At 31.5% G+C, this 11944-nt stretch carries 9 protein-coding genes; 5 read left to right on the top strand and 4 right to left on the bottom strand.

Annotated features, from left to right (window positions below; translation table 11 throughout):
* Positions 1 to 222 precede the first annotated feature (222 nt).
* Entirely contained in the window at positions 223 to 1752 is a 1530-nt protein-coding gene (locus ACX6CF_RS14335) for an FGGY-family carbohydrate kinase (RefSeq protein ID WP_458786025.1), read from the top strand.
* Between the two features lie 71 nt (positions 1753 to 1823).
* Complete coding sequence (locus tag ACX6CF_RS14340) at positions 1824 to 3539, top strand: FAD-binding oxidoreductase (protein WP_458786026.1); 1716 nt, start codon at positions 1824 to 1826, stop codon at positions 3537 to 3539.
* Positions 3540 to 3672: 133 nt separating this feature from the next.
* On the opposite strand, the gene ACX6CF_RS14345 is transcribed toward ACX6CF_RS14340, so the two are convergent.
* Complete coding sequence (locus ACX6CF_RS14345) at positions 3673 to 4245, bottom strand: manganese efflux pump MntP (protein WP_458786027.1); 573 nt, start codon at positions 4243 to 4245, stop codon at positions 3673 to 3675.
* A gap of 193 nt (positions 4246 to 4438) precedes the next feature.
* Between ACX6CF_RS14345 and ACX6CF_RS14350 the strand changes: the two genes are divergently transcribed.
* Positions 4439 to 6190: an ABC transporter ATP-binding protein gene (locus ACX6CF_RS14350; RefSeq protein WP_458786028.1), complete on the top strand. Its 1752-nt coding sequence runs from the start codon at positions 4439 to 4441 to the stop codon at positions 6188 to 6190.
* A gap of 54 nt (positions 6191 to 6244) precedes the next feature.
* On the opposite strand, the gene ACX6CF_RS14355 is transcribed toward ACX6CF_RS14350, so the two are convergent.
* On the bottom strand, positions 6245 to 7495 hold the full coding sequence (locus ACX6CF_RS14355; RefSeq protein WP_458786029.1) for an MFS transporter: 1251 nt from the start codon (positions 7493 to 7495) through the stop codon (positions 6245 to 6247).
* 265 nt (positions 7496 to 7760) lie between these two features.
* Here ACX6CF_RS14355 and ACX6CF_RS14360 point away from each other — a divergent pair, with 265 nt between their 5' ends.
* Together ACX6CF_RS14360 and ACX6CF_RS14365 are read left to right on the top strand one after the other, a co-directional pair.
* Positions 7761 to 8225, top strand: a complete 465-nt coding sequence (locus tag ACX6CF_RS14360; RefSeq protein WP_458786030.1) for an RNA polymerase sigma factor — start codon at positions 7761 to 7763, stop codon at positions 8223 to 8225.
* The gene (locus ACX6CF_RS14365; protein WP_458786031.1) at positions 8218 to 9405 is read left to right on the top strand and encodes a hypothetical protein; all 1188 of its coding nucleotides are present in this window, start codon (positions 8218 to 8220) and stop codon (positions 9403 to 9405) included. The genes ACX6CF_RS14360 and ACX6CF_RS14365 overlap by 8 nt, the downstream gene beginning before the upstream one ends.
* A gap of 103 nt (positions 9406 to 9508) precedes the next feature.
* Here ACX6CF_RS14365 and ACX6CF_RS14370 read toward each other — a convergent pair whose 3' ends face one another.
* Together ACX6CF_RS14370 and ACX6CF_RS14375 are read right to left on the bottom strand one after the other, a co-directional pair.
* Complete coding sequence (locus ACX6CF_RS14370) at positions 9509 to 10774, bottom strand: Gfo/Idh/MocA family protein (protein ID WP_458786032.1); 1266 nt, start codon at positions 10772 to 10774, stop codon at positions 9509 to 9511.
* 222 nt (positions 10775 to 10996) lie between these two features.
* Complete coding sequence (locus tag ACX6CF_RS14375; protein WP_458786033.1) at positions 10997 to 11833, bottom strand: helix-turn-helix domain-containing protein; 837 nt, start codon at positions 11831 to 11833, stop codon at positions 10997 to 10999.
* Positions 11834 to 11944 lie beyond the last annotated feature (111 nt).

Raw genomic sequence — 11944 nt, forward strand, 5'->3', positions numbered from 1 at the left:
TAATCTTGAATAATTTTATAAAAAATGATAAAATTAATAGGACGACATACGGACAACTATATGACATGACGTTAGAACATCGTCAATATTTATTATCGTATTAGGAGGTGTAATATAAATTCACATTTATAGATACATATAAAATATATATTGTTATTAGTGGTTTTACTGGTATTCCTGTGTTAAAATAAAAATAAGTAATTGATACGGGAGGAATTATGGATGGGAAAATATGTACTTGCAATTGATTGTGGTACACAGAGTTTAAGGGGATTGATCTTTGATAAGAACGGAAAATTGTTGGTAAAAGTAAAAAAAGAATTTAACCCTTATTACTCAGTTGAGCCTGGTTGGGCTGAACAAGATCCAAATGTATATTGGAATAGTTTATGTGAGGTTTGTAGACAGATTAAAGAAGATAAGGAAGAAATCTTCTTGGAAATTGACAGAGTGGTTATAACTACACAAAGAGATTCATGTGTTTTACTTGGTAAGAATGGTGAAATCATAAGACCAGCTATTCTATGGATGGACCAGAGAAAGATTGAAAAACCAAGAAATATGACTCTTTATCATAAGGTAACTATAGCAACTGTAGGCATGATGACTACAGCTAAGAATTTTAGCCTTAACTGTAATGCTCATTGGATACAAGATTATGAACCGGAGAATTGGAAGAAAACTCATAAATATTTACAAATATCAGGATTTTTAAACTATAAATTGACCCATGAATTCAAAGATAGCATTGCTTCTCAGATTGGACATATTCCTTTTAATTACAAACACTTTAGGTGGGAAGGTAAACGGGGACAGAAGAGTCAAATATTTCATATTGAAAGAGAAAAATTGTGTGACTTGGTAGCACCAGGAGGTGTTATAGGTTATGTAGTAGATGAAGCTACTAATGAAACTGGATTAAAAGAAGGTATTCCAGTTATAGCAGGAGGTTCCGACAAAGGTTGTGAAACATTAGGAGTCGGGTGTTTTGATAACTATACTGCTAGCATTTCATTAGGTTCTAACGCATCTATACAAACCACTTCTAGAAAATATTACGAAGCTCTTAGATTTATTTGTCCATTTCCAGCAGTTATACCAAAAGCCTACAACCCAGAAATTCAGATATATAGAGGATATTGGATGATTTCTTGGTTTAAAAAAGAGTTTGCTCAAAAAGAAGTTACACAGGCAAAAGAATTGAACATAGCTCCAGAAGAATTATTAAACAAAAGATTGAATGATATACCGCCAGGTTGTGATGGCTTAGTATTCCAACCTTATTGGGGTGCAGGAGCTAAGAGACCTGAAGGTAAAGGATCAATCATAGGTTTTGATGATTATCATACAAGAATACATATATATAGGGCAATCATAGAAGGTATAGGTTTCGGATTATTTGAAGGTTTACAATATATACAGAAGAAATCTAAGATTAACATAGAAAAGATTATGGTTTCTGGCGGTGGTTCCCAGAGTGATGCTATATGTCAAATAACAGCAGATTTATTTAATAAACCTGTTTATAGGGTTCAGACATATGAAACATCAGGATTAGGAGCTGCCATTGTAGGCTATGTGTCAAAAGGTGAATATAAATCATTTAACGATGCAGTAAAAAATATGGTTCATTTAACAGATGAATTTCTACCAGATCCTAAGAATGTAGAGATATATAGTAAAATATATAATAACATTTATTGTAAGGTATATAATAAATTAAAGCCCTTATATAAACAAATGCAGAATTAGACTAGAATGTAATTGCCTAATAGAATAAAAGATATTACAGTTAAAAACTTAATATCCAAAGGAGGAATTATATGTCAAATTATAAAGGATTCATGCCAGAATGGGAACATGAAGCCCCACCAGAAAAAAGTTTCAGGTCTATACTGAAATGGGGAGATCCTACTGAATATAAATGCCCTAATGAAAGATTATATAAAGTCATTAAAGATACTTTTGGATTAACTGATGATTATTTTAAAGCAAAACAAGGTGAAGGATTAGATAAAGTTGATATTGACGTTCCTGTCAATCTGTCAGAACAACAAATTGAAAGATTTAGACAAATTGTAGGAAATGATAATGTTAAATTAGATTCATATTCTAGACTAAAGGTTTCCTATGGTAATACAATGATTGACCTTATAAGACTAAGGAACAAGATTGTAGAAAATCTACCAGACGTGGTTTTGCATCCAAGTAATAAGGCACAGATAGAAGAGATTGTCAGTTATTGTTCAAGTGAGAAAATTCCTATCTATTGTAAGGCTGGAGGTTCAACAGTTACAAGAGGTATGGAAGCTATGAAAGGCGGAGTAAGTCTTGATTTAGCAGTTAATTTCAACAAGGTAATTTCTTTCAACGAAAAGAATCAAACTATTACTGTAGAATCAGGAATGCAGGGACCAGAATTAGAAAGAGTACTTAATAATGCAAAAGATACCTTAGGAGCTAAGGGAAGTTATACTTGTGGACATTTCCCACAGTCTTTTGAGTATTCTGGTGTAGGTGGTTGGGTTGTAACCAGGGGAGCTGGTCAAAACTCTAGTTATTATGGAAAAATAGAAGATATAGTAATCTGCCAAGAATATGCAACACCAGTTGGTATAATAAAAACAGAAGAATATCCAGCTATGGCTACTGGACCTTCAATAGATCAGATTATGATAGGAAGTGAAGGAACATTTGGTGTTCTTACACATGTAACATTAAGAGTATTTAAATATATGCCTGAAAACAGAATCAGATTCAGTTATATATTCCCAAGTTGGGAAAATGCCCAAGCTGCTGCCAGAGATATAACTCAAGGTGAATTTGGAATGCCTTCTGTTTTTAGATTATCAGATCCTGAAGAAACTAGTCTGATGTTGAAATTATATAATGTTGAGGGAACTAAGATTGACTCTATCATGAAGAGAAAAGGATTTAAACAGATGGAACGTTGCCTTTTCCTCGGATTTACAGATGGAGAAATTGGATTCTGTAAAAATATGAAGAAGAAACTCCATAAGATATGTAAAAAATATGGTGCCATGTATTTAACAGGTTATCCAACTAAACAATGGGAAAAAGGAAGATTTAGAGACCCATATATGCGAGATGCTTTAGGCGATTTTGGTATTGTAATTGATACTATGGAGTGTTCTGTAACATGGGATACTATGAGTGAAGTTCATAGAGGACTTAGAGAATATTGTAAAGCAAGACCAGAGACTATCTGTCTTACACATATGTCACATGTATATCCACAAGGTGCTAACTTATATTTCATATTCATAGCGAGAATGGAATTGGATGAATATGTAGAGTACCAAGCGGGAATCCTAGACAATTATGTGAAATACGGAGCTGCCATCAGTCATCATCATGGTATTGGTAAATCATTTGGTCCATGGTTAGAACATTCAATCGGGGAAAATTGTTACGATATAATAAGAACACTCAAAAACCATTTTGACCCAGATAATATTATGAATCCAGGAGGAACACTTGGATTAGATGTAGAAAGAAGAAAATTAAAATATAAATAAATGATTAAAATGGGACTATATCATTATGCATTTATAATAGCAAAGAGCTATAGAAGAATGTATTAAGATATAGTCCATTATTTTGTCTATAGATATTTCTAAGGCTAAAATAAATGAGATATATAAATATGGATTAAGTGCCACCTAATAGATGAGTAATCAAAATTTTTAATCCTATCATAATGAGAATTATACCACCTAAAATATTAACACATGATTGTAACTTAGTACTTTTACTAAGCCCTTTGCCGACATATACACCAACTACAGATGCAAAATATGTAATTTGACCGATTAGACATACAGCTACAAACACATTCACATTCAATAATGAAAAAGTAACTCCAGTCGCGAGAGCATCAATGCTGGTAGCTAAGGATAATGTAAGTAGAACTTTCAGACTATCAATGGATAATGAATTCAATGAAGAACTAGAATTCTTAGATTCTTTTATGAAATTAATACCTATTGCAGTTAGTAGTAAAAACGCTATCCAATGATCTATAGGGTCAATGATTCTTTTCAAAGAACATCCTAGAGCCCAGCCCAGTGCTGCCATCCCACCTTGAAATAATCCAAAGGACAAACCTGCTTTTACAGCAATTGAATTATAATTATTATTACTTGTGAGACCAAGGGTAATAGATACTGCAAAAGCATCCATAGCAAGACTCAGTGCAACTAAAACAATAGAATATATACTCAATTCAAATACGCCCTTTCAGGTTTTTAAAAGTTACCTAATCATTTAATATATAATACTCTATAAGCAATAATATGCTAATACTCTAATAAAATTTTCATTAAAATTGATACTAAATTATAGATGTGTTATAATAGTAAACTACATAAGTTCTAGCGGAATCTTGCTATGTAAATTTAATGTATGAGGTGATAATTTGAAAAAAGACAATAAAATGCTGAAGAGATTTATTAGCTACTATAAACCCCACAAGAAGTTATTTATAATTGACATGATTTGTGCTTTTTTAATCGCATCTATAGATTTATCAGTCCCAATGTTATCTAGATATGCATTAAACGATCTTCTTCCTAAAAGTCAGTTTCGCAGTTTCTTTTTATTTATAATATTATTATTAGGGCTTTATTTGATAAGATCTGTTTTTCAATATATAGTGGATTTTTGGGGGCATATTCTGGGTGTAAGAATGGAATTTGATATGAGAAGAGATTTGTTCAAACATCTACAATCACTATCTTTTAGATTCTATGATAAGACGAGAACAGGACACATCATGTCTAGAATGGTTAATGATCTGAACGAGATTACAGAGCTTGCACATCATGGACCAGAAGACCTTTTCTTATCACTCATTATGTTAATTGGAGCTTTTTTTGCCATGTTATTCATGGAATGGAGATTAGCTCTTGCCGTATACATATTTATTCCTTTCCTCGTATGGTTTGCTATTAAGCAAAGAACAAGAATGTCAAGAGGATTTAAAAATGTTAAGAAGAAGATTGCTAATGTCAATGCTCAATTAGAAAGTAGTATTTCAGGAATTAGAGTATCGAAATCATTTGCTAATGAAGAACATGAAATGGAAAAATTCACTTTCGGAAATGAAGAATTCAGAGCTTCAAAAGATGTAGCTTATAAAAATATGGCGATATTCAGTGTTGGAATGGGCTTCATAACTAAGATTCTTAATCTAGTAGTTATAGGATTCGGAGGTTTTCTCATTCTAAAGAAAACTATGACCATAATGGATTTATTAGCATTCATAATGTATGTTAATGCATTTTTACAGCCTATTAGAAGATTATCCAACTTTGTCCAACAGTTCGAATCTGGTATGACTGGATTTGAAAGATTCACTGAATTAATGGAAATTGAACCTTTAATAAAAGACAGGTCGGGTGCTATAGATTTAGCGAATGTAAAAGGAAATATAGATTTTCAAAATGTAATTTTTTCATATAATGACCATGAAAAAGTATTGAATAATATTAATCTTAATATAAAGGCTGGGAAAACATTAGCCTTAGTAGGTCCTTCGGGTGGGGGTAAGACAACGTTATGTCACTTGATTCCTCGATTCTATGAAGTAGATGAAGGAAAGATTACTATTGATGGTAAGAATATAAAAGATATTAAGGTCAAGTCATTAAGAAGTAATATAGGTTTAGTATCTCAAGATGTATTTCTGTTTGCAGGAACTATCAAAGATAATATAATGTATGGAGATATAAGTGCTTCGGAGGAAAGTCTTATTGAAGCGGCTAAGAATGCTGAAATACATGAGTTTATTATGGGTCTTCCTGATGGTTATGATACTAATGTAGGAGAGAGAGGTATCAGATTATCTGGAGGGCAAAAACAGAGAATAAGCATAGCTAGAGTATTTCTCAAAAATCCACCTATCTTAATATTGGATGAAGCAACGTCAGCTCTAGATAATGAGACAGAAATAAAAATCCAACGTGCACTTGAAAAACTATCAAAAGGCAGAACATCCCTTGTTATTGCACATAGATTATCTACTATTAAAAATGCTGATGAGATTGTAGTCATTAACGAAGAAGGTATCAAGGAAAAAGGTACTCATGAACAATTACTTAGTGGTAAAGGTATATATGAAAAATTATATGAAGCTCAATTTAAAGGTTATATACCTGACCAAATATAAGTTACTGTGTATGATGTTATGTAAAGAAGGGGTTGGCTATCTAGTCAGACCCCTTTAACTTGCTTCACAGATTTTACAATCAGCATCTTCATTATTCATCGTATCGTTTTTTATTATACGAATTGTACTGAGCCCTGATATTGCGGTTATAATACCTATGACAATACAAATATGACCTGTTTTATAGTGTTCCAATGCTATACCACCCAGATAGTATCCTAAGGGGACGGTAACCGAACATAATATTCCCATTACACTTGAAACTCTACCAAGAATATGATTAGGAACTAAAGTCTGAACCACTGTACCTAATGAAACATTAACAATTCCAAAAGAACATCCTAACAACAGTAGAGATATTACACCAGTATATATATTACTGATAAATGCAAATGGTATTAACAATAATCCTTCAAATGTCAAACCTATGAACATTAGTTTATAGTTACCTATCTTCTTACTTATCTTGGGTATTATGAAAGACATCATTAGCCCACCAACTGACATAGCAGCTAGAAGTGTACCATAGACTTCACTACCAGAATTAAGATCTTTTTTTGCAACTACAGCGATAATCAATGACAAAGGTGCAAATAAAAAGTTTATGATTACACCACCAACGATAATTACATGGAGTAGGTCTTTATTTTTTATTGTGTAGCTTATGCCTTCTTGGAAATCGCTTAATAATGTTGATTCTTGTACTTCTGACCTATCCAGGCGAGGGATTTTTATAAAACTCTCAGAAAAACTAGATAATAGAAACGAAATACTATTAAGTAGAAATAATCCAGGAATTCCTATGAGAATAACTAATACACCGCCTAAAGCAGGACCAAGTATGGAAGAACTATATCTTAATATTTGTGATAGAGAATTAGCCTTGACCAAGTGTTCTTTTTTAACAATAGATGGAATAGATGCTCCTATAGCAGGTGAAAAGAATGCACTGGTGGCTGACATAAATGCAGATATCATATATAATGTCCATAATTGCAGATTACCAGAGTAGCATAGTATGGCAATTATTCCTACAAGTAATCCATTGATTAAATCGGATATGACAATTATTTTTTTCCTGTCAGCTCTATCCGCTAATGGACCTGTGAATGGGCTTAATAATACTTTTGGTGCTACAGTAAATACCATTGTAATACCTGCTTTTCCAGGAGAGCCAGTTAAATCTAGTACATACCACATAACTGCCAGTGAATGGAAATTACTTCCTAATACGGAAACTAATTGTCCTAACCATAATAATACAAAATTCTTATTTCTGAAGATACTATCTTTTTTTAATAGCATAAAATCACCTTTTCTATTTATTGACTTACATATATATAACGTAAATAGATAAAAAAGTGTCCGATAATTATTCCATAAATTACAATTTATATTATATACCATATTATTATGAATGGTATAATAAAATAACATACATTATTAATAATACAAAATTAATTTTGGAAAAATATAAATAAATAAGGACACTTCAATCAAGTTATACGTTGTATAGATGTAAGAGGTGCTAGCACACAATTAACATAGATTTACTCAGGAGTTGAATTATATGATTTATACTGTATATGAACAATATCATAAGGAATTCATTAGGTATGCAAAGAGTCTTGTCAAAAGAAAAGAAGACGCTTTTGATATTGTTCAAGATGCTTATGTTAAAGCGCTTGAACGAGAAGAAATGTTTGATACAATGAATGATTATGAGATAAAAGGATGGTTCTTCAGAGTTATAAAAAATACTTTTATAGATAATTTCAGGAAAAACAAGAAAATAGTTTTTTGTGAAGATGAGAGTATCATGACTAGGGAGACAAATATGGAAACAGATATATTCTTTAATGATATGGTTGACATATTACCTGAGGATCTGAAAGTATTAATAAAGTTAAAATATGTTGATGGTTTAAATAGCAGACAAATCGGTGAAATGCAGAAGGTATCACCTTCAACAATACGTAATAGGTTAAGTTTAGCTATTAACAAATTAAGAGATGGAGGTTATCTAAATGGGTAAAGTCGTAAATATTTGTTTATTAGATGTAAGAAAGGCAACTGAGGACACACTTAGTAATATTACAGAATTAACGAATGTAGGAAGTATTATATATAGTGATTCAACAGCTTCATTACTTGGTAAGATTAAAAAAACTAATGTAGGTAGCATGGTTAAGATCAAAGAGGATGAGATTATAGAAATTATGACAGAAAATGGTGAAGCTGTTATTGATAAGTCTCTGCTAGAAGAGATAGATAATAAACTTTTCATATTAGTCAATGGGGTTTGTTATATTAATGAAATGCCTAAGGAGCTTTTTAAGGAAAAGGTTCATTCTATGACGGTAAATGGTTTGGTTGTTTGTCCAGAATCATTGAAATCTGTTGTAAGCATAAGGTCAAAGATAAACGGAGTGACAATAGCTCTAAAAGAAGGATATCGTTATATAGATGATACAATTCTTCTTAATGAAACATTTTTAGAAAAACAAGTTAAAGATGCTAAGTTGACAATAGAAAAACTAGTGGCGATAGATAAGATAGATGAAGAAAAATTAAATGACAAGATTACTCACATTGAAATTCTTGATGAAGTAGTTGTGACTAGAGAAAATATGAAGATATTAAGAAATATCATTGATAATTTTGAAGAGGCAGAACTTACGATTGTACCAGGAAATAGTGTCTTTAAAGAGGGGACTGTTGAGATTAATTCAGGTACTATAAAATTCTACAGTGGAGAATCATTAGTAGTAGAAGGTAAACTAATTATAAAAGATATTACTTCAGATGAACTTAGCAAACATATAACATCAATTTACTCAGACAGGGTATTCTGTGATGAAGAATTATTTGGGATAGTTAAAGAATTATGTATTAATGACAATATTAAAATTATGAATAATAATGATATACACAATAATGGTAAACTGGTTATTAATAAAGACTATTTATTAGGTTTAGAAGGTAAAGTAGCCATAGATAATAATGGAAAATTAGTGTTTGATGATTCAGTAACGTTGGAAATAGCTAAAGATAAGATTAAAAGTATCACTAACAAAGGATTATTGAAAGCTGATTCTTCAGTTCTAAGTGGAGTAACTATTATCAATCATGGGAAATTAAGCCCATTGGATACTATAGATGTAGAAGAAAAAAGTGATGTTATGTATGAAAACATGCTAGTTCTTGAACTATAAATTAATAGTGCCAATCAATTAATGATTTTTATAAAAGCTGTAAGTCCATTTTAACCAGATGGATTTACAGCTTTTTAATTTTATTCTATCCTATAAAGAGTTATTAGGAATCTAGAACTTGTTGAGTGAAGTCAGCTATAGTGATAATTTTATCGGTAAGTCTTGACTTTTCTGCTGCAAAAGCCATTACATGACTTTGAACAGATATGCTTGCTTCAGTTTTACCTTTTAATCTACCATCTGCTTTAACAAGTTTTACAAAATCTTCCATAACACCTAGATCGCCACCACCGTGACCCCCAGTTTCTTTTTCTATGTTGATGGTTTCAACTTCTTCTGATGGAAAATGTCTAATCGTTATTTTATCATAATCAAAATCACCTGTTATTTCACCATGAGTACCCATGATTTTTATATGACGTCCACCATCTTTACAAAAAGCGGTCATAGTTAAATGAGCAGTTACATTATTGTCAAATACCATATTAACTACTTGATGATCTACTACATCATTATCACACTTGAATACGCAGCGTCCGTAAGGTCCTTCTTGTAAAGCTCTTTTACGGGCTTCATAGCTAGTATCAGCACTTATAACTGAGGTTGGCCATTCTACATTATCACCGAGATATATCTTTACTGCATTGTAAGGGCATGTATCTTCTGCGGGGCATCCTTCTATACAACGGTCAGGAGAACCTTCGGGCGCACTTTGTTCTTTGAAATAATCAAGAGATCCAAAAGAAGATATTTTTTTGCAATTATTACCCACTAGCCATAATAGGATATCCATATCGTGGCAACATTTTTGAAGGATCATTGGACTTTCACGTTTTGAATTTCCCCAATTGCCTCTAACAAAACTATGGGATTGGTGAACACGTCCTACATATTCATTATGATTAATAGTTACAACATCACCAATGATTTTTGAGTCAAGTAATTCTTTAAGCTTGGAGAAAAATTTTGTATAGCGTAGAACATGGCATACTGAGAAAACTTTATGGGAATATTTTTTTGCAAGCTCTCCTAATAAAACACATTCTTTCACATTGTTTGATAATGGTTTCTCCAGCAGGATATGATAATCTTTTTCAAGTGCTAATTTTGCAGGTTCATAGTGAATGTTATCTAGTGTACAGATCAATGCTGCGTCAGCTAACTTAGGTTTTTCAAGAAGATCTTCCCAAGTAGTAAAGGCTATTTCCTCTGGTATATCATGTGCTTTTATAAATTGATTGCGTTTCTTCTCATCAGGTTCTGCTACTGCAACAAATTTTATTTCTTCTGGATGTTTAAGAGCATATGAAGCAAGAGCGTCTTTACCCCTGTCACCTGCTCCTACTAGAATAGCTGTTATTGGTTTCATTAGTACCCTCTCCTTTTCAATCAATAATAATCAAACTTATGATAGGTTCTATGTTTAGCAATAGATTTATCACGTTTCTTAATTTGTATTATAATCTTAAGTTTGCTTTCAGTCTTTATTAATTTAGACATAAATTTTATCAATTTAGACGGAGAAAGCTATAGTCCATATAGTAGGATAATAAAAAAGATACCCTTTTGGATATCTGATAATAGTTGTAATCTAAAAATGCATTAATGATTTGGCATATTCGGTTGGTGTCATACCTACACTATCTTTAAACTGTTTAGAAAAATAATGGATAGAAGTGTAATTCATGGTTTCTGCAATTTCAGTAAAGGTTAATGAAGATTCTCTTATAAGTTTTTTTGCGTTTTCTATTCTTAACAAACGATAATATTTCATAATGGAAACAGAGTAATTATCCTTGAATAAGTTTTTTAGATAAGTTGCACTCAAGCTCATATGTGCAACAATATCTTTTAGACATATATTATCGTTAACTTTTGCTTGAAGGAAGTCTTCAATGGTTTCGGCAATATCTTTCTCCATTCTTTTTTTCGTAACAATGGATTCTTTTAATTTCTGTACATTCTGATTCCGAATGCATTGAATGAAAAACTGTTCTAGATATAATTTTAGTAGTTGATTAGAACCAAATTGAGAATTAGATTTTAATTGATTATCTAGTAGACATTCTCTCGCTTCTCTAATAAAATTTTGCAATATATTTTTTTGATCAATGTTCAACTTGATAATTTTATTTTTAAAAAACTTCATAGCAACAGAATCACAACCAAATGAGAAAACAATAACATTAGGAGCTATCTCACCATTAGCCCACAGAGAATGAAATTCATTAGGTTTATGAAAAATCATTTGACCATTGTCTAGGACATAATGTCTTGTGTCTGCCATTACTTCTAAAACACCTTTATCTACATAGACAGCTTCCCAGAAGTCATGTTTTTCTCCTCTAAAAACATAATTCTTAGCAAATTCAAAATAAAAAAAGGTATATAATTTATCAATCTTGATGGTTTCTTCTAATAAGAGCATAATGGAATCATCCTTTTCAAAAAACATTTTTATCAACAGCACATTCTATTTTACTAAAAAATACATTACTATAAACGACTGCTTTCTAATGAAATATATATAAATAATATA

The organism is Vallitalea sediminicola (assembly GCF_054408565.1).

Excerpts from the sequence above, each read along its gene's own strand:
- ACX6CF_RS14335 (WP_458786025.1), top strand. The coding sequence starts at position 223 with ATGGGAAAATATGTACTTGCAATTGATTGTGGTACACAGAGTTTAAGG.
- ACX6CF_RS14375 (WP_458786033.1), bottom strand. The coding sequence starts at position 11,833 with ATGCTCTTATTAGAAGAAACCATCAAGATTGATAAATTATATACCTTT.
- ACX6CF_RS14370 (WP_458786032.1), bottom strand. The coding sequence starts at position 10,774 with ATGAAACCAATAACAGCTATTCTAGTAGGAGCAGGTGACAGGGGTAAA.
- ACX6CF_RS14355 (WP_458786029.1), bottom strand. The coding sequence starts at position 7,495 with ATGCTATTAAAAAAAGATAGTATCTTCAGAAATAAGAATTTTGTATTA.
- ACX6CF_RS14360 (WP_458786030.1), top strand. The coding sequence starts at position 7,761 with ATGATTTATACTGTATATGAACAATATCATAAGGAATTCATTAGGTAT.
- ACX6CF_RS14340 (WP_458786026.1), top strand. The coding sequence starts at position 1,824 with ATGTCAAATTATAAAGGATTCATGCCAGAATGGGAACATGAAGCCCCA.
- ACX6CF_RS14365 (WP_458786031.1), top strand. The coding sequence starts at position 8,218 with ATGGGTAAAGTCGTAAATATTTGTTTATTAGATGTAAGAAAGGCAACT.